Below are 21,230 nucleotides of genomic sequence, written 5' to 3'. Positions count from 1 at the left end.
TGGGAATTAATCATTGAGAGTCCATCGACTGGACAACGCTTCACCGTAGTAACCTCGTTAGGGAAAACCAGATTATTCAAGAATGCCGATACTGCTATCGACTTCATAAAGGATACCTGCCCTAACAATCCTAATAAGGCAATAACCGTAACGTACGGGGGTCCCCCGTCATGATCAAAGAGGCAATGGTATGCAACTCTCTGCTCGCAACTCTGGACAAAACGTAGGTACTAACGACAAACAAACCTGGCGCACTTGGCTCAAGGACAAAGCCAACGCAACTCTGAAACAAGTTCTCTCGCAAAAGACTCCATCGCACAAAGCAATGATGCGCGATGACTGGATGGCCAAGGCCACCAAATTCGCAGTGTTGGGGTCGTTCATTTCCTTCGCAATTCTCCCTGAAATCGCCAACGCGGCAATGGATTTCAGCGGCCTGAAAAACCTGGCCAAGGACGTCGTGTCCTTCCTCATCTTCGATATCGGCTACTACCTGGGCATCGCAGCCATCGCATTCTGCGGCTTCCAGGCCAAGTCGGGCCGTATGTCGTGGGGGCAATTCGGCTGGGCCGTCGCTGGTGTGTTCCTGGTGTTCTTCTCGCCCAACCTGGTCGATACCATCAAAACCGGTGCGCAAACCGCACTGAAGTGAGGTAAGCGATGGCCGAGTACGACGACCTTGAAGAAGGTGAAGTGCTCGTATTGGCAATGGCCCGACCTTCAATGGTCGGACCATTCACACTGTCGAGCATTCTTATAAGTCTGATAGCACCTGTGCTGTTAGCACTGTTGATTCGATCACTGTACCCGTTGGGGCTTATCCCAGTGTTGTTTGTCATTTCGTATTGGATATGCAGTAAAGACGTATATCTGTTCGGCGTGCTACAGGCAGCAAGTAATCTGAAAGCATCACGGTTACGCAAACTTTGGGGGTATCGCAGTTATGCGCCTCGTTGATAAAGCATTCAAGAAACTGACGCGAAACATGGATCTTTCGCTCGGTGTTCAGCATCCCGAGGCTGCGGCCTTGGATGATGATGAAATGCTGGTGAGCGCCATGGTGCCTTACGACGTTCATTACGATGACGAAACCGTTGTTACCAGCGAGGAAGCGCTGGTGCAGGTCATCAAGGTGGACGGCCTCTTGTTCGACTCGCTTTCAGCCGAGCAGATCAAGCGCTTCGAGCAGCAGCGCAACACCGTGTTCCGCACCATCGCAAGCAGTGACCTGACCGTTTACGTCACGTTCGTACGCCGCAAGGTGACCGACTTTCCAGACGGCATGGGTGGAACCTGGTTCTCCCAGCAGTTCAACAAGCGGCTGCGCGCCCGCTACGAAAGCCGTGGGTTCTACATCAACGATATCTACATTTCGCTGGTGAGAAGGCGTTTTCGCGCTGGCATGCCGGGCTTGATGGACCGCGCCATCGCGATGATGACCGGAACCGAGGCGACCAAGAACGAAGCCGAATCGCTCGATGCAATGGCTGATTCGCTTTACAAGGCATCCAACCTGGTGCTGCGTAGCCTGGCTGACTACGGCACGCGCCGTCTGCGTGTTCAACGTCTGCCTGAGCCGCGCATGGGCAGGATTGACCGTGAAACGGCGTTCGACGCGGTGAAACGCTTCCAGCTCCAATGGCACGATTTCAAGGCGAACGTGGGTGACCATGAGATCTATCCAGCCGACCTGGTACATGACTTCCTGGGTGAGGAATTCTGCGAACTGAGCAGCTTCTTCAACTACCTGATCAACCTTGAGGATCGAAAGGTGCCGGTGTCGGACCTGCTGATCCGCGAATCGCTGCCATACGCACGGCTGAATTTCCGTGTACTGGCCAATATGTGCGAGATCCGTGGCAGCACCGAGTCGAAAATCGGCGCGATGCTGAGCATGGGGGAGTGGCCTCGCCGTACGCCGTCGCGGATGCTCGACAAGTTCCTGCAGCAGCCGGTTGAGTTCATCATCACCCAGTCGTTCACGTTCCAGAACCGGATCGAGGCCGAGCAGGGGATGCTGGATGAAACCCGCCGCATGACCGTCGACGACAAGCACAACATTTCCGAGGACGACCAGAAGGAACTGAAACAAGGGATCAGCGACTTGCGCCGCGGCAATGCGGTCAATGGCGCGCATCACCTGACCATTTTCGTGCATGTGCCATCGCTGCCGATGACTACCGAGGCAAACCGGGAGATCAACCGCAAGCGCCTGGATCATGCGGTTGGTCTGGTGGAAGGTTGCTTCGTTGAAATGCTGGTCAAACCAGTACGTGAATGGTTCGCCCTGGAAACCTTCTTCTGGTCGCAACTGCCGGGCCAGAAAGAAGCGCTGATCGGTCGACGCGGCAAGATCAAGTCCAGCAACTTCGCCGGCTTTGCGTCCTTGCACAACTACGCCCGGGGCCGTCGTGACGGCAACCTGTGGGGGCCTGCGATCACCGCCTTTGAGACGGAGAGCTTCACGCAATACAACTTCAATTTCCACCGTGAAATGGAAGGCATGGTAGCGGGCCACTTGGGCATGGCGGCTGATACCGGCATGGGTAAAACCACGCTCTTGACGCTGCTGGTTTCCGAGGCAGACAAGGCTCTGCCGCTGGTGTTCTGGTTCGATAACCGCTTTGGGGCCAAGGTGTTCATGAAGGCTATGGGCGGCGTCCACACCACGCTCTCCCCGCACAGCAACATGCGCTGGAACCCGCTCAAGCTGCCCGATACGCCGGAAAACCGTGCGTACCTGGTGGACTGGCAAGTGCAGATGCGCGAGTGCTACGCCTCGACGCCGACCAGTGCCGAAGACATTACCCGCTTCAAGGCAGCAGTGGAGGAGAACTACGGTCTGCCGTTCGCTGATCGCCGTCTGCGCAATGTGGTCTGGACCTACGGCCAGGGGGATCTGGCCGACGTTATGGCCATCTGGCATGGCGCCAAAGGCGTTATCGGCGCGAATGCCGGTGTGTTCGACAATGCCGAGGATTCCATCGACTTTAGCCAGGCGCGGCACTACTGCTTTGAAATGATGGAACTGCTCAAGGGTGGCGAAGCCCGTCCTGAGCTGCCCGTCGTGATGAGCTACCCGCTGCATCGGATCGAGCAGGCTATGAATGGTCGCCCCTTCATTTTGGTGCTGGAAGAAGGCCAGAACCTGGTCAAGAACGAGTTTTGGCGCAAGAAGATCGACAACTTCATCATGCAGATCCGCCGTAAGAACGGCCTGATTATCTTCGTGACGCCCGATGCCAAGTATTTCCGCAGCGAAACGGACTCCATCGATAAGCAGACCGTCACCAAGATCTACCTGGCCAGCGACCAGGTGAAAGATGAAGACCATGAAAACCTGACGGTGGCCGAGCGGGAATGGCTGCGCAAGCTCAACCCGAAAGAACACAAGTTCCTGATCCGTCGTGGCCGGGAATCGGTGCGGGCCTGCTTTGATCTCTCGTCGGATAACCCTGATGAGGACCTGTCCGACTTTATCCCGGTCCTGTCCTCGAATGACGTTGGTGTCGCCCTGATGGATCAGATCATCGAGCGCCTTGGCACTGACGATCCAGCGGTCTGGGTGCCTGTGTTCATGCAGGAAGCCAAGGCCAAAAACACCCACAACTTGAAGGCGGTTCGATGATGACAACTATCAAGAAACTCGGTTTGGCGGTCGCTGTATCGATGGCTATCGCAGGTCAAACCCACGCATTCACTGGTGTACCCACTGGTGACGCGGGGACTTGGGCGGCCCTTGCCCAGAACCTTCGACAGCTCCAAGAGCAGTACAAAACGCTGAAAGACCAGTATGAGGCGCAGACCAACATTCTGAACAACCTGCAGGGTAGCTATGGCCGTGGCGCCATTGGCTTGAATGAATCCATCAACTCGGCATCGATCGTTCCAGGATCTTGGCAAGAAGTGGTGTCCCGCCAGAACTCGGGCGCCTACGGCAGCAAGCAGAGCTACTACGAGCAGTTGATCAACACCTTGCCGCAGGAGCTGTTTACCGCGCCTGACAGTAACCGTGCCAAGGACTACCAGCTCAGTTCCAACTCGGTTGTAGCTGCGCTGTCCGCAGGTGATGCGCTGTACAGCGAAGTACAGGTCCACCTGAACAACCTGGCCACGCTGTCCCAGCAAGTTGATCTGACTTCCAACGCCAAGGATGCAGCTGACCTGCAAAACCGCATCGCCACCGAAAACGGCATGTTGACCTCGGCCCAGTCGAAGCTGCAGGCCCTGAACATGAACCTGCAGGCGAACCTGGCCAACCAGGAAAACCAAGCGACGGCACAGAACGAACAATTCTTCCGCTGGAAAGACGAAAACTGATTCTCGCGTGCGAGAAAGGAGAAACCCTATGAAAGCGCTCTGGCTGATCCTCAAGGTGATCACCTTCCCAGCATGGGGGCCGCTCTGGCTGACCTACAAGCTCGGCAAGTTCCTGCTGGTCTTGGTGCTGGTGTCCGCCGCCTCGGGCTGCGTGACCAACAGCGGCGCCATCGACAAGTCGCCGTGCGCCTGTGAATTCACCCCATTCGTCATCCAGCACAAGGAGTCCCGCAATGCGTAAGTTCTTCACCCTGACCAACATCATCTGCGTGGGCGTGGCCGGCTTCGCGGTGGCGTCGATCATCTATGTCAACGTCACCAACATCAATTTCAGCTCCGCGCCGGATGACGAAGCGGCGCCGGTAGTCGAGGTGCAAACCGGCAACCCTTTGCTGAAAGCAACCAAGGACGATGTAGCCGGCTGGTTCCCTGGCACCTGCTTTGCCGAGATCTACATGCAAAACCCGTCGTACAACGGCGGTCTGGTCCAGGGCTGCATCGACAAAACCGCGCAGGAGATCAAGGCCCAAACCGGAGCTGCCTTGAGCGCTGAGGACTTCCGGTCGCCCGAAGTGATCTCCCACTTCAAGACCGTATACGGGGCCGGGAATCCATGGCGCAGCTGACGTTACAGGGCCTGGTTGGGGCGACTGACGAAGTTACCACTTCGTTCGTGAGTCAAGTTTTCCCCAACCTGGCCAGCATGGTCGAACCGCTGGTTTGGACTCTGGCGGTTGGCTACTGGGTCGCCTTGGGCCTGCAGATGTACAACGGCCATGTGGCGGTGAAGACTTGGGATATCGTCAAGCGGGCCATGTTGACCGCTTTGGTGTTCACCTGTCTGAACTGGTCGAAAGGCGGGACGATCCTGTACCAAGCCTGGGGTGGTTGGACCGAGGGTATCGCGGCAAAGATCATGAGTGGTGGCGTAAGTACCAACTCCATGCTCGATGCGCTGTATGTCGATATCGGTAAAGTTGCCAGCACGCTGATGAATGTGAGCTGGCGGCAAGCGGCGATGATCCTGATGGGAACCGGTTTGTTTGTACTGAACTGCATCCTGTTCATCGCAGCAGTCCTCAACATGCTGATCGCCAAGTTTGGCGCCGCGATCATCATGTCGATCATGCCGGTGCTGGTTGGCTTCATATTCTTTGACGCGGTACGACAGTGGGCAATGAACTGGTTTAGCAAGATGCTCAACTTCTCATTGATCTACATCCTTTCAATTGCGGTCGTTCGGTTCGGCTATTCCGTATTCGGTGACGCAATCAAGGAAGTTGCCGCAACGGCGACAATTACCGATGCGGCCCTTATTACTGCCCAGCAGTGGGGCCAGCTGGTGATTGTCGAGGGTGTAATGATCATCTGCATGCTGCAGGTGCGCGGTTGGGCTGCGGCCTTGTCATCCGGTGCGACTGTAGGCGGATCCTCGCTGGTACTGATGGCGCTGCGTTCGATTGGAGTACGTCGATAATGGACAAAGATTTCAACAAGACTGAGAAAGCACGCCGCAAGCGTGAAGTCGAAGGCAACAAAACTCGCCAGGAGCGCAACCGCTCGCTGTTCTTCCAGGGGGTTCAGGCTGCTGTAATCCTCGGTCTTGGCTTCGCAGTGGCCAGCCTGGCCAACTCGAAGACCTACATCCCGGTCGTGACGGTGCTGGGGGTAGACGGGGAGGTGCTGAAACAGCGAGTCATCACCAACGATAACGTCGACCAGGAGCAGGCGATCATCGAAAACGTCATGTTCGACATGATCCGCGCCTGCGAGACGTTTGACCCCAAGCGTAAACAGCAGCTGTCTGATACTTGCCACACCTATCAGACCCAACAAGTTGCACGGGAGTATGAAGAACTTATCAGCCCGGAAAACTTGCAGAACCCCTATGTAACGCTTGGCGAAAATGACTGGATTGAAGCCCAGCCATACCGGATGAACAAAGTTGGCGATGAATATCAAGTCGCGTTCAAAGCGATTACGCACAAGTGGGGTGACAAGGAACCTACCGAGCGCCGTTATCTCTCGACGGTCAAGGTAGCCCATACCTTGGTGCCCCGCGCTCTCGGGGAACGATGGGAAAACCCCTTCGGTACTCTGTCGACTGTATATCGCAAAAGCGAAGAACTGAGCCGCCAGTAACTCGCTGAACAGACAAGGAAACTAACATGAAAAAACAGTTTGTTTTGCCGACCGCTATTGCCTTGAGTTTGTCGCTCTGTGCATTCAGCACGCATGCGGCAAAGTTGCCGAAGGCTCTTTCCAGTGATAATCGGGTCAAGCAAGTGCCCTATGATCCGAACCAAGTCTATGAGTTGGTTGGCACTTACGGCTATCAGACCTCCATCGAATTCGAAGCCGATGAAATGGTCAAGGTCGTGGCCCTGGGCGACACCATCGCCTGGCAGAGCATGCCCTTCCGCAACCGCGTTTTCCTCAAACCGGTTGAAGACAACGCCGACACCAACATGACGGTGATCACCTCCAAGCGTACCTACTACTTCCAGCTGAACAGCACCAAAGCCAAGTCGGGTCAGTCGTACCTGGTCCGGTTCGTCTACCCGAACGCACGCATCACCTCGTATAACCCCGAAGGTGAAACGCCTGCCGGCAGTGCCCCGGTCACCAGCTCGGGCACGCCGGCATCGCCAAACATCAACTACGGCTATGCGGGTGACAAGGAAGCCATCGGCCTGCAGGCGGTAATGGATGACGGCCAGTTCACCAAGTTCCTGATGAAGAAAGGCACGGATCTGCCGCAGTTCTACCGCGTGCTGCCCGATGGCACCGAGGCCATGGTCGATGCTCACCGGGAAGGTGAGTATTGGGTCGTCAAGCGCCTGGCCAGCATGTTCGTCGTGCGCAGCGGCAACGCTCATATCTGCGTCGAGAACCTGGCCAATCCCTACAAGCGCACCGTTACCCGTGGTGCCCGTGACGGCGGGGGGGCATAAGCATGGCCACTGAACCGACCCAACCTCAAGAAAAAACCCGCGACGAAGAACTGCGCGAGTGGAACGAATCCAACTCCATGCTCAAGGGCAAGGCGGGCAACAACAAGCGCAGCGGTATCGCGATTGCCATTGCCGCTGTGGTTGCGTGCGGCTTCGCCTACATGGTCACCCACGGCGATGACGAAGCAGAAAGCCAGGACACCTTGAAGAAGGAAGAACTGGTCGCGGCCAGTCCGCGCAAGGTGATGGATCCGCCCCCACGGCGCGAGGCGGCAAAAGTGGCACCTGTGAGCAACGAGCCAGGCGCGCCGGCTGACACGCCGCGTTCGGTCGTAGACCGTCAGCAGCAACAAGATGCCGGCATGAGCGATGAAGAACGCCGCCGCCAGCAGCTGGAAATGCAAGCCGAACTGGAGCGCCAGAAAATGCTGGCTGCGCGGCAACGGTCGGCCATTTTCGCCACCGCCAAGGATGAAGGGTTTGAGCAAGGTGCAGGGCAGGGCGACGACGGCCAGCAGGCCGGCAGCGATTCTCTGCTGGGCGGTGGTCGTGCTTCGCAAGGCCACATGAACGCCAACGATGCGTTCGCCGCCTCGACCTACAGCGACAGCGTACCGTTCACCGAGGCCCGCGTGATGAAGAACCTGCAGTACAAGGTGTTGCAGGGTGCGGTCATCGAAGCGACGTTGCAGCCACGCGCACAAAGCCAGCTGCCCGGCCAGATCTGCGCGTCGATTGCGCAGGACGTGTATGCCGCCGAAGGCCGGCGCGTGATGATCCCGTGGGGATCCTCGGTGTGTGGTAGCTATAACGCCAGCTTGATGCCTGGCCAAGAGCGTCTGTTCACCATCTGGAACTTCGTGCGCATCCCTCGCAGGGATGGACTGCCACCCATGGAAATTCCCCTCAACAGCGCAGGCACCGACCAGCTGGGGACCGCTGGCCAGGGTGGTGTGGTCGACAATCACTGGGCTCAGATTTTCGGTGTCGCGGCGGCGGTATCGATCATCGGTGCCGGTGCTTCCAACTCCGGCGTTTCCTCGGGCGATCAGGAAAATTCATCGTCGCGCTACCGCAGCGAAGTGCAGGAGGCTGCTGCCGATTCCGCCCAAAACATCCTGGGCCGCTACGCCAATATCCAACCGACCGTGACCGTGCCGCACGGCTCGCGTGTCGTGATCTACCTGCAGCGCGACCTGGACTTCTCCAAGGTCTTCACCAAGCAGGCCGAGCGCGCCGAAAGCGGCGGCGTCACCTTCATCAACTGAGGACGGGCTATGTCTGAGATTGCATCCTTTCGCCAAAAGCTGGGTCCGCTGGTTGGCCTGCTGGATGACCCGGAAGTGACGGAGATCGCTATCAATGGACCAGACAACGTATTTGCCGGCTACCGCAGTAGCCGGTTCATGCGCCCGGTTGCGGTTCAAGGTGTAACGCTCCCCCTGATCAAGTCGCTGGCCAGCCTGATTGCTGCCCACACCAGCCAGGAAGTAAGCGCCTATACGCCACTCCTGTCGGGGCGTATCCCAATCAATCTGGACGACAACGTGCCGGACAACCAGCGCGGTGACTACCGCGTCCAGATCGTCCTGGCCCCGGCTGTTGAGCAGGAAATCGGCGGTATCGTGGTTGTCCGTAAGCCAGGCCGGAAGCAAATCACCCTCGATCAATACGAAGCTTCCGGTGCCTTCGACTTCATCAACCAGCCGCGTGACCATGGCCAGTACAGCGATGATCACCTGGTTGAGCTGTTTCGGGCCAAGCGTTGGAAAGAGTTCTTCAAGGGCATCGTCAAAGCGCGCAAGAACATCATGGTTTGTGCCGGTACGAACGCCGGCAAGACAACATTCCTCAACGAGCTGTTGCAGCACGTGGAAAGCAACGAGCGGATCATCACCATCGAAGATACCCGCGAACTGCGCCCAGCCGGCAAAAATGTGGTGCACCTGCTCTATTCGCGAGGTAGTCAGGGCAAGGCCCGTGTCACGCCATTTGATCACCTGGAATCGATTCTTCGCCTGACCCCTGATCGGGCAATCATGGGCGAGCTGCGTGGCGGCGAGGCGTTCCCCTTCCTCGAACTGATGAACACCGGCCACAGCGGCACGATGAGTTCCATCCACGCCGACTCGCCGGATCTCATGTTCGACCGGCTGGCATCCATGGCATCGCGTGGCGGTGCCGATATGAGCAAAAACCAGCTGATCGAGTTCTCCCGGCATCTGATCGATGTCGTTATCCAGTGGGAATACGGCTTCGATGGCCGACGCATCATCACGGAGGTTCAATATGCGAAAGCTGCCTAAGTTCACCCTGGCGCTGCTGGCCAGTGTCTGCGCGTCTGCCATGGTCCATGCCGAGGATGCGCAGCCGGCCCGGTTTTCCGAACTCGCCGCCAAGTGCGCGCCGACCGTTCACCCGTCCACGCTCAAGGCGTTGATCGGCAACGAGTCGACCTTCAACCCTTACGCAATCGGCGTGGTTGGCACCCACCTGCAGCGGCAACCGCAGTCCTTGAGCGAAGCCATCGCCACTGCCGAGCAGTTGGAGCGCGACGGCAAGCGCTACGCAATGGGCCTTGGCCAGCTGTTGGTCACCAACATGCGAGCCCGTGGCCTGAGCTATGAGGACGTATTCGAGCCATGCCGCAACCTCCAGGCCATCAGCAATCTGCTGGTCGAGTATTACAAGCAGGCGCTTACCACCAGCAGCGACAAGCAAGAGGCATTGTTGAAGGCGTTTTCCATGTACTACAGCGGCAACGAGCTGCGCGGATTCCGCCCAGATCGGCCGGGTGAAATGTCGTACGTCGAGAAAGTGGTCCACCGGGCCCTGAACCCCACTGCCGAGGATCCCATTGTGCCGGCTGTAGAGGGTGCGGAAGGCGCTGAGCCGATTGCGGTGGTGGCGGCTAGCGCTCCCGCCCGAAAAGCGCCTCAGCGCGCTCGCAGGGCCTCTGAGCAGCAGGAAGGCCCATGGCTGACCTTCACTGACGACAATGGCCAGGCTGTCGCTACCGCGAAGACTGAGACGGCCAGCAAGCCGCAGATCCAGGTCCACCTCAATACCGATGCCGAGGCCGATGTTCCGAAGCGGGAATTCAAGCGTTTCGATCAGCCAGCGCCGCAACACTTTGAACAAGCCGAGGCGCAGCCTGTTGCGGAACAGCAGCAGGCCACCCCGTCATTTGTCCAGATCATCAACTGATTTCTCGCACGCGAGAAAAGGAGTTCTTATGCGCAAAGCCTTCTTGACTGTCTTCGCCGCACTAGCCTTCGCCGGCGTGGCACATGCGTCTGACCTGCCGCAGCCGCCGACTGACTACAGCTACGGCTCGAAAAGCGATTCCGATGCCTGTGGTGCCACCCTGTGCCTCCTTGGTATGACCCGTGATGGAGACTGCAACAAGTACGTCACCAAGTATTTCAGCATCATCCGTACCAAGCACGGCAAGTTCAGCCCGTCGCGGACTGCCGAGGCCCGTGGCGACTTTGTGGCGCAGTGCGTTGAAGACCAGAGCAGCGCCAAGTCGGCCAATGACAAGTGGGGGAGCGTGCAACGTGGCTTCTAAGTTCTCAGCCGTAGCATTGGCCATGGCAATTGCCATGGCTTCCCCTCTGTCGATGGCGAATCAGGCTCCGGCTCAACAGCCGGAGACTTCTGCCGCTCCTGTCGAAATCGAGGGCGCGCGCCGTATCGAAGTCGGCTTTTCCCCGGAGGGGTCAGCGCAAGACCTGGTGCTGCGCACCATTGGCGCGGCCAAAAGCTCGATCCGTCTGTCCGCTTACATGCTGACCAGCCCCGAAGTGACAAAAGCGCTGATCGCCGCCAAACAACGCGGCGTCGATGTAGCGGTGGTGGCCGATCACCAAGGCAACCTGCAAGGTGGCGCAGCCCGTGCGGGCAATCACGCGCTGACCCTACTGGCCCGCGCAGCCATCCCAACCCGTACCGTCAAGGCTTACGCCATCCACCATGACAAGTTCATGGTGATCGATGGCAAGGCCGTCGAAACCGGCAGCTACAACTACACCGCTGCAGCTGCCAGGAACAACAGTGAGAACGCTCTGGTTGTCTGGAATGACGCCGAACTCGCTGAACAGTACCTAGCCCACTGGCAGAGCCGGTGGGAGAAGGGCCAAGCATTCAAACCAAGCTACTGAGAGGGACACGCACATGGACAAGCAAACTGATCAGACCACCACTTACCAGCTGTTCCAAAAGGGCAGGGAACCGGAGACGTTCACCGACGCAAAGCAGGCGGGCGCAGCCTGGTTCAAGGCGGAGCTGTCCGATAAATCGGTGATGACCGTGCAGCAGGGCGGGCAAGCCGCCCGTGTGTTCGCGCAGGTGGGCAAGGAGGGCACGCAGTATTACAAGGATCTGCCGTTCGACAACATGCCAGGCGCCGCTGACTTCAAAGGCGCGTTCAAGGACGCCCTGGAGCTGCGCAAGGCTGAACAATCCGGCGCAGCCTCGGGTAAACCCGGTGAAGCGATGGCGATGGCCAAGCCGATGGATATGCCGGCTATCAAGGCCGCTGAGCAGGGCAAGACCTATGACGGCAAGATCGTCGCATTCCACCACAACCAGGTGATCCAGGCCGTGAGTGATGGCCAGAAAACCATCCATATTGCCCATGAGCGAGCCGCCTTGAGCAGCGCCAAGGCTGGCCTATTGCACCAGGGCAAGGATCTGTCGATTCGCTACCCGTTCTCGGGGGTTGGCATCGTGCAGGAACGCCAGCTGCAGCACGAACGCAAGACGCCGTCGCATCAACCCAAAGGGTTCGGGGGCAAGGGTTTCTAACGCTGAACCGTGACAAACCGCTGCCCCTCATCTGAGGGGCAGTTTCTTTCGCAGGAGGCAGTATGAATTACAGTTTCCAATACGCCTTGGAAGCCCGGTTCCACTGGATGCAAATGCGCTGCTTGCAAGCTATCGGTGGCTTTGAAACCGAGGCTGAGGAACATCGGCAACAGGCACTGCTGATGGCCATGGTCCTCGCGGATGCTGAGGTCTATCAGGCCTGCCTACCTCGCCGCTATGGCGAGCAGCCCCCCCTGTTGTTCGCTGATGCGCCTGAACTCTCAGAGCAGTACCTGAAAGAGTACGCGGTCGAATTGGCGAACTGGGAGGCCGAAGAAGCGGAGAGCGCCCGGAGAAATCGGCAGATCGAGCGCCAAGCCCATGCAAGGGAGTGCATCGCCCGCGAAGCTTGGCATGAGCTGGATATGCCAAGCCCCCGTGAAATGGTCGAAGCGCTTTTGCGTGGCGAATCGGTTGATGTTGAAAACCACTATCTGCACTACGACGCTGCGGATAACGTTACCTGGATGGACAATCCGTACGGTGTGCCGGGTGCTTTAGGGCAGCGGCCAACAGAGGTGATGGCGCGCAGCTTTTTATCGAGGGTCGCATTGGGCGGAATGTTTGGGCCAGAGCCGTGATAGTGAAAAAAATCAAAGGAGCCAGTAGGCTCCTTTTTTTTGCCCGAGGTTCAGCCATGACGCAGCACCAGGTCGATGACCTTCTTCGACCGTTCGAGCCGCTGCTAGGACATTGGTCAGATTCGCGGATCGCGGCAGCTGCTGGTGTAAGCCATGTGCAGGTGGCGGGCCGGCGCCGTCGTCTTGGCATCGAAAGCCACCTGCAGGCCTTCGACTCGATACTGGGGATGTTCACTGATGAGCATGTGGCCCAGCTTGCCGGCGTTGCGAAGCAGACCATTACGTCCAGGCGGTCGGCACTCGGAATACCCTCGCACCGAGAGCAACAGGGCAGGCCGCTTGAAGCATTCGACCCGCTTCTCGGCGTGCTGAGCGATGTTGCCATTGGCCAGCTCGCCGGCAGAAGTCCGAATGCGGTACTCAAGCGGCGGCGTAAGCTGGGAATCATGACCTACCGACCACGCTCAGATACGCCTCAGAAAAACCCCGCTGAGCGCGGGGTTGAATGATCAGATCCTGGCGTTGCCGCTGCTGGGGCCATCCAGTCCGGTGCGCTGCTTGCGCTCCAGAGCGCGCCCGTCCGCAACAGTCCGCGGCTGGATCGAATCGCGCCGTTGCCGCTCGCGTTCCTGCTGCAGTGACAACGCCGTTGTCTTGTCGTAGCGCTTGGCGATGGCTGCAGGCAAGCCTTTGATGGAGTCTGCGTAGACCCTGGCCTCATGCCTTGCACGACTGATCGCCACGTACCAAAGGTTCTGCGAAGTCGTGCGGCTTTTGGTGTTCAGCGAGATCATGACTCGATCATTGGTCAAGCCCTGAGCGCTGTGGACCGTTGCCGAATAGGCGTGCTCCAGGTGCAGCGGCTTGTTGGTCGGCAGGCTGACAGTCCGCTCCGGCTGACCATTGACCTCCTTGAGTGATGCCAACTGCACCACCCCACCCTCAATGCTGACAACGCGCATGCGGTCGCCGTTGGTGAGATCAAGCTTGGGGTCTTGCCGGTTGATTCGGATGAGATCGCCGACGGCGAGCTCCGGCTTTTCCAGCTTGTACACGCTGAGCTTGGTGGCCTGTCGCGGGTTGAACTCAAAGCGGTTACCGCTGCGGTCCTTGACCACCAGCACGTTGCCAGGCAGCGCCTGGTCGACCACGTACAATTCGCCCCTGACCAGCCCGGCGCGCTTATAGTCTTTCTCGGGCTGAATGATCATGCCTTGCTTGTAGCTGGGCGCGTACCGACGCTCCGCATCGGTCGAGTCCACCCGGTTCAGCGTCTCAAATTCCTTGCCCTTCCCGAACAGCCCGAGGGCCTGGCGGGCCATCGTGTTGATCTCCTTCCGGTCCTTGTTGGTGCCGGCAACGATCAGCACTTCCTTGCGCTGGTCGGGAGTGAGCGCCATGTAGTCACGCACAATGGCTTGATGGCGGTCGCTGGCCGTGCGCAATTCCTCAACGTGTTTCAGGTGGTCGAGCGACTTGGTGGGCTGGCCCTCGGCCGCGTGCTGCACAGCCCGTTTCAGTTCGGGATCCTTCTGCCGCTGGATCTCTTTGATGCGCGCCGTCTGCATGCCGCTTTGCTGCAATTGCGCAAACGGCTTGCCCGCTTCGATAGCCTCGGTTTGCTTGGTGTCGCCCAGCTGGATCAGGCGGGCACCAGATTGCTCGATCTCGCGCATGAGCCGTTCCATCTGCCGTGCGCCGACCACGCCGGCCTCATCGAGAATGACGATAGTCTTGGCATCCAGGCCCTTGTTTTTGGTGTGGAAGAAGCTGGCCAGCGTATGCGCATCCAAGCCCTCATTTTTCAGCGCTGTCACCTGGTTACCGTAGGGGGCCAGTGCTACCACGCGATAGCCAGTAATGTCCTGGGGATGGTTGGTGGCCATCGCGGCGTTTACCGAATCGATCAGTTTGACGGCGCGGTCCACGGAATAGGTTTTCCCGGTACCGGCATCACCTTGGATACCTACAAACCGGTTGTTGGTGCTGACGATCACTTCAACGGCCTGGAATTGGCCAGGGGACAGCGTGGAGCCTTCCAGCGCCTTGGCCACCTGCTCTTTGGTCATCAGCGGTGTGACCTGGCCACGCCCCGTCCTCTCGATTGCCAGGATGGCTTTCTCGCGCTTCAACGCCTTTTGGGTGGTATAGCGCTTTTCAGCGGGTTCCAAAGAGCCGCGCTTGATTGCCTTGTCGACATACTGGCGCGCTTCTTTCTCGCTCCAGCCTTTCAGTTCCTGCAGGTGCGCACGCCACCCTGCAGGCGATAGTACCGGCGAGTCGAGATCACCGTTGGGCATGCGATAGGTTGGCGGTGACTCGATCAGCGTTCCCTGTTTGACCAGGCGCCTGATTTCGTCGTTGACCTGATCCGGTGTCGCGAGGCCGACAGCACGGCGCAAGGCGACGGTGCGAAGGTCGTTTTCTCCCACGACCTGCTCACGTTCGGTCAAATGGTTGATGGCGTACTGAACGACGGCCTGGCCAGGTGTAATGCCTTCCGGCAGGCTGTATTCAGCTGGGCCACCATTTCGCGGCGCATATTCGCGGTTATCCAGATGGCTGCGAGCGCCAAAATCAATGCCCAATTCGCGGGCTTTGGTGACCCAGTATTCTTTGACCAGGTGTCGGTCGCGTTCGTCCTTGCGGGGCCGGGTGGCCATCGCAATGATCTGCTTTTCGAGCGGCGTGGCGTCGGCACGGGTTTTTCCGTCCTTGGCCAGCGCGTCCTCGATGACCTTTGACCGGCTGGAAAAGGCCTCAATCTGATCTCGCGATATGTGAGCCAGTTCGAAGTTGCCCTGGTTGTCCAAGACGCGGATCTCATACCCCAGCGCACGCAGCTCCTGGGCCAAGATGCCCTTATACATGGCATCGACCTGCGGCTGGATCTTGTAGATATCGTCGTTGCGCAAGGCTCGCCATTTGCCATCGGAGCGCCTGGTCATGTTCATGACCACGGCATGCGTGTGCATCTGCGGATCCTTGGCCCGGCTCATTTCATGACGAAACTTCCCGATGACCAGATTGCCGGAGCGCTCAAGCATGGTTTTCCCGTTCACCTTCAAGCGGGTTTGAGCCAGGCGCTCGACTTCCTCCATGCTCTTGGTAACGGCGCGGTCATGCGCGGCCATCACATCCTTGTCGCCGGCGATCAGCGCCTGCATGGAAACAGACTTCGGCGCGGAGAACGTGAGGTCCAGGCCCATACGCCGTGTGCCTGTTTCCTTGTCAAAGGTCTTGGCCATCCGTTCGCCGTTGGGCAGCTTGCCGTCGAAAAGGCGGGCCAGCTCCTTCTGGTCGATGGCACCTTCCAGGCCTAGCAGCTCGGCACCGATACCTTGCCACTCGCCTGGGGCCTCCTTGGCGTAGTAGTCATCGGCATTGGAGAAGTACCCCGCCGCCGCGTACTGGTTGTCACCCTTGATGAGCGTCACGTTGAACATCGTTTACCCCGTCAAGCAGCTTGGCCAATGACGATTGCCGGCGCCCGTTCCTTGTAATCGACGTAAGGCGTTTTGATCTTGGTGATGGGGAAGTCCTCGGCAAACTTGACGTAGGCTTCAAGGTCATTGAGGTTCGAGATCTCCGAATCCATCACGACCGGTTCAAGCTTGATTTCCTCGGCCCGCGTCATGCGCCCTGCGGTCCACGACTTACGGAAGCGCTTGACCTCTTGGTTGCCCAAGATCTCCTTGGCCATATCGGCGTTCTTGGCGTTTGCCGCTGCCAGGATGACGTAGTTACGGAAGCACGAAAGCAGGGTTTCGGCATCGTCGCGGCCATAGCTGGCGTTGAGCTGGGACCAGTCCTGCAGGCTGCCGACCATGCGCAGGCCGTGTTTCCGCCCCTTGGTCGCTGCAGGAACAAAGCTTTCCAGCTTGCCCAGCGACTGCAGTTCATCGAGGAACAGCCAGAGGCGCTTACCTGTCATCGGTTCGGAGCTGAGGATGGTTGCGCAGATGGTATCGATCCAGGTGGCCACCAGCGGGCGCATGGTGTCGCGCATGTCTTCCCGCCAAGTGATAAACAGGTTGCCGGCATCGGGATCATTTACCCAGCGATAGATGGAAAAGTCGCCTTTGCCCATGTAGCGAAGGGGCCGGATGTACTTGTTCATCATGAACTGGATGCTGGCGATGGCCTTTTCCGCGTTATCGCGGAAGTAGCCTTCGGAGTCGGTGTTGGCCAGGAATGCGCGGATGGTGTCGCCGTCTTCACGAACCAGCAGGTTCACCAGCGTGTCCTGGTTGGCGTTGCCTGTTTCCATCAGCTTGCGCATGGTGTCGGACAGCACGTCCCTTGCGTACGCGCACCACTGCTCATCGCTGGGGTCCACCTGTGGCGGAATAATCGACTTGGCCATCCGGTTGAAATCGTGGACGCCACGGATCTCGTTGAAGATCGTCCAGCCTGCGGATCGAGCGTCAAAGGGATTGAGGATGTAATCGCCTTTGAAACTGAATTTCGAGTAAAACGTACCGTTCGGGTCGACCACCGCCATGCGGTCGTTACGCCGGAGTGCCGAGGCGATCATGCCTTCCATCGTCACGGACTTACCGGCGCCGATGGATGCACAGATCATGGTGTTGCGGTCTTCCAGATGCAGTGGCATGGGCAGCTTGCCGATCATGATTGGCTCGGCCTTTTCCTGCCCTTTTTTGCGGCGTTCACGGTTGGTCTTGGCATTGCGGGCACTTACTTTCCGTTCCACGAAATGCCAATTACGGATCCGCGAGCCACGCAGCCATTGCTGGAAACGTTCACCTCGGAACCCGTCGTCGCAATACTCGTACAGGTAGTAGCAGAGCCCTGCAGCCGCGACGGACGCAGCGATGGTCATGCCCAGCACCATCGGTTCCTGCCAACCGTTGTGCAGAGTCTCTTTGAATGCTGCCGGGAAAGGAGCCAGCGGCAGCTGGGCCAATTGTGTGCCGGCCAACCAGCCAGCGATCGGTAAACCAAAGCCCGCCGTCATGGCGGCTGAATCAACCTCTTGTTTGTGCATCAGTCCTCTCCTGATAGACGCTCAATGTCCTCGGCCAGGTCGGGTAACAGGGTCGCAAGCGCATCCTCGTTGCTGATCAACTGCTGCAGGTCTGCACGCAGCTTGTTGATCGTCCCCTTCGTCGTCCCTTGCTGCAGCAGATAGACCGTGATGGCCTGAATGGTTCTGCTCCTGGCTTGTTCCTGGGTGATGTTTTCCAGCAAGCCAAGCAAGCGCTGCTGCTCGGCCCAACTGTCCATATCTACCTGCCTACCCCCTTTGTCCGGGGTTAAAACCCGGTCGCGGATATAGCTCGACAGGTGCTTGTAGCCTGCCAGCGCGGCGGCTTCTTCGACCCTGGCCAGCTGCTCCGTGTTGAAGCGGATGGGTACTGTTTTGCCCACGTTGTTCCCTCAAATTCCCCTGGAAAAATGGTGTCTCACATGACCCAAGGTAACGCAGATTCCTTGTAATGCAAATGTATTACACGTAATGCTTGATTTCAAAGGTCTATACAGCTACTTTGTAATACAAGCGTATCACATCATAAATGAACGCAATACCCCGCAAGCTCAGGCGCAGCGCGGCTTCCACCTCCCGCCAGGGAGGTGCGTGTTGTGTATTGAGATTTTGACCCTGTTAAGGGTCGAAATTGATGCTCTTGTTAAGGGCGTTTTTAGTGCCTAGGCCGAAGGCCGTAGCGAGCGGAGGACAAGGGTAGGCAGAAAGGGTGCTGTATGGCTGTAGATTGAGTGCAGGAAGGGTTTAGCTTGACTACAGGTAGGGGGTGAGTAGGATGCAGGGTAAATGCAATGTAGGTGCAGGTAGGGTGCAAAATGGCAGGCAAGGATATTGAGAAGGCACTGATGGCGGTTGAGCCAGTGACAAAGGCAGCGAAAATACGCCAGGTCATGCCAGTGATCGAGAAGCAGCTGAGGGCAGGTGTACGGCGCCAAGCGATTCTGGATGTGCTCAAGGAGCAAGGCATCGAGGTGAGCATGGATACGCTCAAGAGCTACCTGTATCGATACCGAAAGGCCCAACGCGGTAAGCAGGCTACGACAGCCAACCCAGCACCGGTACCGCAACACATTGACGAACCAGCGCGGCAGATCGAGCCGGAAATAGAAGGAGGTGTATCGTACGATACAGAACCGAGCCATGACGCGGACGAACGGCCCCATGTGGGGCCGGCTGAGTTGAGCAGGCTCATGAATCCCGGGGACGATCAAAACGCCTCGGACTTGGATCGATATGAAAGCGCAGCGCGCAGCAGAAGGAAACGCACATGAGAACCGTCACTGTGAATTTCACCGGCAACTCCGGTAAAACCACACTCTCCGATAACCTGCTCTGGCCCCGTATCGGTGGCCTGCGGTTTGCCATTGAAACCATCAACGCCGGCGCGTCGGACACCGCCGCCGAAATTGAACGCCTCAAGGGCAAACAGTTTGGCGAACTGTCCGAGGTCCTGCTGACCGAGGACAAGGTAGTGGTCGACGTTGGCGCATCCAACGTTGAAGACTTCTTCAAGTTCATGGGCCAGTACGACGGCTCCCACGAAGATATCGATTACTTCCTGGTGCCGGCAGTACCGGAGAAAAAGCAGCAGGTCGATACCATCAACACCATCAAGACCCTGGCCGCGCTCGGCGTGCCGGCCAAGAAGATCCTGGTCGTCTTCAACAAGGTCCAGATCGATGACGCCGACGATATCCCGCAGACGTTCGCGGCGCTGTTCGGGTTTCACGAAGTCGAGAAGAAATTCACCCTCAAGCGCGATGCTGTGGTGTACGCGAACGAAATTTTCGAGCGCCTGCGCCCGTTGAAAATGAACGTGACACAGGTACTGGAAGACACCACGGACTACCGGGCACAGCTGCGTGATGCCAAGGACGAAAGCGAAAAGGATCACGCCCTGCGCATGATCTCCGCGCAGCGGCTGGCCAAGTCGGCTGCGCGCAACCTTGACCAGGTGTACGCCACGCTGTTCGGCAAGGGGAAGTGAAGGATGGCCAAGGACCCGACCACGGCACGCGAAGCGATGGTCGCGCAAATGATGGAAGACTTTGATGCCATCGTGCGGCGCCTGGAACAGGTCGACGCCGACCTGGCGGCGAAGACTTCCGAAGCCGTACGCGATGCAGCAGGCAAAGTCCTACTGCAGACGCAGCTGAACTTCGAGTCGATGATGGAAGAACAGCGCAACGCACTGGTGCAGGCAGGACGCGAAGCGGCGGCCCGGATTGGGAATGAGATCAACCGCAGTGCGGCCAACCTGGTGACTGCACAGGCTGAGCGCCGGGCGGTTGGGTACTCGGTAGCTCTGCTACTGATTGGTGCGGCGCTTGGCGCCGCCATCGTGTACGTCGCCTACTTAGTGGGACGGTGAGGGGGCTTGCCCCCTTTTTTTGATATGAAACCTGTATCGTACGATACAGGTTACAATGTCTGTAACGTTCACCCCCCCCTGACGCCGAGTGATCAGCATGGGGGATTCTCGCGTGCGAGAAATGGAGGCCGCATGTCCGCAACCCCAAGCCAGCTGCTCTATGACGAAATCGAAGGAGCGTACGATTGGTTCAATGATCGGTTGTACGGTGGCCAGCTGCCTGGCTGCATCTTCACCCTGCAGCGCAAGGCCAACACTTTCGGCTATTACTCGCCATCGCGCTTCCTGCGCCGGAATGGCTCGGGTAAGAGCGATGAAATCGCGCTGAACTGCGCCTACTTCGCGCATCGCAGCATCAAGCAAACGCTGTCCACGCTGGTACATGAACAGGCGCATCAGTGGCAGGATCGCTACGGGAAGAAGTCTCGCGGCGGCTATCACAACCGTGAGTGGGCCGACAAAATGGAGGCCATCGGGCTGATGCCTTCGCACACGGGCGAACCTGGCGGGCGTCGGTGCGGGCAGCAGATGACGCACTACATCATCGAGGGCGGTCCCTTCGATGTGGCATGCGACGAATTGCTCGCAACCGGCGCCATGATTTCCTGGATCGATATCGTCACCCAGCGGGTGCCAATGTCCGCAACGCAGTTGTACGGGCCAGGTGGGGAGCCTTTACCCCAGCCCGAAGATCCGACCATCGACATACCGGCGCTGACTGTCGCGGGTCTGATTCAGCCGGCCACGCCGGCTGAGGATCCGAAGAACAAGCGCAAGTACACCTGCCCGAGCTGCAAGTTGAACGTATGGGGTAAGCCAGGCCTGAGCGGGCGGTTGCTCTGTGTGGATTGCGACGTACGTTTCCTTGAGGCCGGCGAGCTGGTGGAAGTGCCGCCCGACTCTGATGCCCAGCCAGGCGGGGACGACTGAGAACCGAAAGGGCGTCAGTTGCCCCCGCTTGGCCGCTGCCGGCGAGGCGACTTGATGCTGGACAAGCCCTAACGTATATATGCGTTAGGGCATAGGACCAGCAGGAGATCACCTCCATGTAGGGGACGATAGAGAAAACGGAAAAAATCGTACGTTAAGCGTACGGCCTGTCAGGTTGAGGCCCTAGAGGTTGCCGG

At 58.4% G+C, this 21,230-nt stretch carries 24 protein-coding genes; 21 read left to right on the top strand and 3 right to left on the bottom strand.

The features are described from left to right. Nucleotides 1-325 precede the first annotated feature (325 nt). The 17 genes from AC07XM_RS17095 to AC07XM_RS17015 all read left to right on the top strand — a co-directional run bounded on the left by AC07XM_RS17095 (nucleotide 326) and on the right by AC07XM_RS17015 (nucleotide 13,233). Nucleotides 326-652: a TrbC/VirB2 family protein gene (locus AC07XM_RS17095; RefSeq protein ID WP_158248158.1), complete on the top strand. Its 327-nt coding sequence runs from the start codon at nucleotides 326-328 to the stop codon at nucleotides 650-652. 8 nt (nucleotides 653-660) lie between these two features. Continuing rightward, nucleotides 661-957 carry a VirB3 family type IV secretion system protein gene (locus tag AC07XM_RS17090; RefSeq protein WP_011005967.1) on the top strand — a complete coding sequence of 99 codons (297 nt, stop codon included), beginning with the start codon at nucleotides 661-663 and terminating at the stop codon, nucleotides 955-957. Between the two features lie 28 nt (nucleotides 958-985). Then, on the top strand, nucleotides 986-3,628 hold the full coding sequence (locus tag AC07XM_RS17085; RefSeq protein ID WP_102667746.1) for a VirB4 family type IV secretion/conjugal transfer ATPase: 2,643 nt from the start codon (nucleotides 986-988) through the stop codon (nucleotides 3,626-3,628). Then, nucleotides 3,625-4,320, top strand: coding sequence for a TrbJ/VirB5 family protein (locus AC07XM_RS17080; RefSeq protein ID WP_256590371.1), 696 nt, complete (start codon nucleotides 3,625-3,627; stop codon nucleotides 4,318-4,320). The genes AC07XM_RS17085 and AC07XM_RS17080 overlap by 4 nt, the downstream gene beginning before the upstream one ends. A gap of 28 nt (nucleotides 4,321-4,348) precedes the next feature. After that, complete coding sequence (locus AC07XM_RS17075; RefSeq protein ID WP_102667748.1) at nucleotides 4,349-4,561, top strand: hypothetical protein; 213 nt, start codon at nucleotides 4,349-4,351, stop codon at nucleotides 4,559-4,561. Then, entirely contained in the window at nucleotides 4,554-4,946 is a 393-nt protein-coding gene (locus AC07XM_RS17070) for a hypothetical protein (protein WP_102667749.1), read from the top strand. Before AC07XM_RS17075 ends, AC07XM_RS17070 begins: the two co-directional genes overlap by 8 nt. Then, nucleotides 4,934-5,797 (top strand): TrbL/VirB6 family protein, encoded by an 864-nt coding sequence (locus AC07XM_RS17065; protein WP_102667750.1) that lies wholly within the window; start codon nucleotides 4,934-4,936, stop codon nucleotides 5,795-5,797. Before AC07XM_RS17070 ends, AC07XM_RS17065 begins: the two co-directional genes overlap by 13 nt. Continuing rightward, nucleotides 5,797-6,462, top strand: a complete 666-nt coding sequence (locus AC07XM_RS17060; RefSeq protein ID WP_102667751.1) for a VirB8 family type IV secretion system protein — start codon at nucleotides 5,797-5,799, stop codon at nucleotides 6,460-6,462. Before AC07XM_RS17065 ends, AC07XM_RS17060 begins: the two co-directional genes overlap by 1 nt. A gap of 26 nt (nucleotides 6,463-6,488) precedes the next feature. Further along, nucleotides 6,489-7,274, top strand: a complete 786-nt coding sequence (locus tag AC07XM_RS17055; RefSeq protein ID WP_102667752.1) for a TrbG/VirB9 family P-type conjugative transfer protein — start codon at nucleotides 6,489-6,491, stop codon at nucleotides 7,272-7,274. A gap of 2 nt (nucleotides 7,275-7,276) precedes the next feature. Then, a complete protein-coding gene (locus AC07XM_RS17050; protein WP_102667753.1) occupies nucleotides 7,277-8,542 on the top strand; it encodes a TraB/TrbI/VirB10 family type IV secretion system protein in 1,266 nt (421 codons plus the stop codon). Between the two features lie 9 nt (nucleotides 8,543-8,551). After that, the gene (virB11, locus tag AC07XM_RS17045; RefSeq protein ID WP_102667754.1) at nucleotides 8,552-9,580 is read left to right on the top strand and encodes a P-type DNA transfer ATPase VirB11; all 1,029 of its coding nucleotides are present in this window, start codon (nucleotides 8,552-8,554) and stop codon (nucleotides 9,578-9,580) included. Continuing rightward, entirely contained in the window at nucleotides 9,564-10,481 is a 918-nt protein-coding gene (locus tag AC07XM_RS17040) for a lytic transglycosylase domain-containing protein (protein WP_102667755.1), read from the top strand. Before virB11 ends, AC07XM_RS17040 begins: the two co-directional genes overlap by 17 nt. A gap of 28 nt (nucleotides 10,482-10,509) precedes the next feature. Then, on the top strand, nucleotides 10,510-10,845 hold the full coding sequence (locus AC07XM_RS17035) for a TrbM/KikA/MpfK family conjugal transfer protein (RefSeq protein ID WP_102667756.1): 336 nt from the start codon (nucleotides 10,510-10,512) through the stop codon (nucleotides 10,843-10,845). Continuing rightward, entirely contained in the window at nucleotides 10,835-11,437 is a 603-nt protein-coding gene (locus AC07XM_RS17030) for a phospholipase D family nuclease (protein ID WP_371919279.1), read from the top strand. Before AC07XM_RS17035 ends, AC07XM_RS17030 begins: the two co-directional genes overlap by 11 nt. A 13-nt stretch (nucleotides 11,438-11,450) precedes the next feature. Beyond that, complete coding sequence (locus AC07XM_RS17025; RefSeq protein ID WP_102667758.1) at nucleotides 11,451-12,083, top strand: KfrB domain-containing protein; 633 nt, start codon at nucleotides 11,451-11,453, stop codon at nucleotides 12,081-12,083. A 62-nt stretch (nucleotides 12,084-12,145) separates the two neighbouring features. Beyond that, on the top strand, nucleotides 12,146-12,724 hold the full coding sequence (locus AC07XM_RS17020; RefSeq protein WP_102667759.1) for a hypothetical protein: 579 nt from the start codon (nucleotides 12,146-12,148) through the stop codon (nucleotides 12,722-12,724). Between the two features lie 2 nt (nucleotides 12,725-12,726). Beyond that, nucleotides 12,727-13,233 (top strand): hypothetical protein, encoded by a 507-nt coding sequence (locus AC07XM_RS17015; RefSeq protein ID WP_103406154.1) that lies wholly within the window; start codon nucleotides 12,727-12,729, stop codon nucleotides 13,231-13,233. Here the strand turns inward: AC07XM_RS17015 and mobF are convergent, their stop codons facing one another. The 3 genes from mobF to AC07XM_RS17000 all read right to left on the bottom strand — a co-directional run bounded on the left by mobF (nucleotide 13,234) and on the right by AC07XM_RS17000 (nucleotide 18,115). Further along, on the bottom strand, nucleotides 13,234-16,170 hold the full coding sequence (gene mobF, locus AC07XM_RS17010; RefSeq protein WP_102667761.1) for a MobF family relaxase: 2,937 nt from the start codon (nucleotides 16,168-16,170) through the stop codon (nucleotides 13,234-13,236). An 11-nt stretch (nucleotides 16,171-16,181) separates the two neighbouring features. Then, nucleotides 16,182-17,651: a type IV secretion system DNA-binding domain-containing protein gene (locus AC07XM_RS17005; protein WP_256587421.1), complete on the bottom strand. Its 1,470-nt coding sequence runs from the start codon at nucleotides 17,649-17,651 to the stop codon at nucleotides 16,182-16,184. Nucleotides 17,652-17,731: 80 nt separating this feature from the next. Further along, nucleotides 17,732-18,115 (bottom strand): hypothetical protein, encoded by a 384-nt coding sequence (locus AC07XM_RS17000; protein WP_102667763.1) that lies wholly within the window; start codon nucleotides 18,113-18,115, stop codon nucleotides 17,732-17,734. Nucleotides 18,116-18,547: 432 nt separating this feature from the next. Between AC07XM_RS17000 and AC07XM_RS16995 the strand changes: the two genes are divergently transcribed. The 4 genes from AC07XM_RS16995 (at nucleotide 18,548) to AC07XM_RS16980 (ending at nucleotide 21,033) form a co-directional block, all read left to right on the top strand. Further along, a complete protein-coding gene (locus AC07XM_RS16995) occupies nucleotides 18,548-19,003 on the top strand; it encodes a TraD protein (RefSeq protein WP_102667765.1) in 456 nt (151 codons plus the stop codon). After that, nucleotides 19,000-19,719, top strand: coding sequence for a StbB family protein (gene stbB / locus AC07XM_RS16990; RefSeq protein ID WP_102667766.1), 720 nt, complete (start codon nucleotides 19,000-19,002; stop codon nucleotides 19,717-19,719). Before AC07XM_RS16995 ends, stbB begins: the two co-directional genes overlap by 4 nt. Before the next feature lie 3 nt (nucleotides 19,720-19,722). After that, nucleotides 19,723-20,103 carry a hypothetical protein gene (locus AC07XM_RS16985; RefSeq protein ID WP_086239786.1) on the top strand — a complete coding sequence of 127 codons (381 nt, stop codon included), beginning with the start codon at nucleotides 19,723-19,725 and terminating at the stop codon, nucleotides 20,101-20,103. A gap of 132 nt (nucleotides 20,104-20,235) precedes the next feature. After that, a complete protein-coding gene (locus tag AC07XM_RS16980; RefSeq protein WP_048388313.1) occupies nucleotides 20,236-21,033 on the top strand; it encodes a SprT-like domain-containing protein in 798 nt (265 codons plus the stop codon). Nucleotides 21,034-21,230 lie beyond the last annotated feature (197 nt).

The organism is Pseudomonas sp. GW460-LB5 (assembly GCF_059423245.1).
This window is presented reverse-complemented; position numbering and strand designations above follow the sequence as displayed.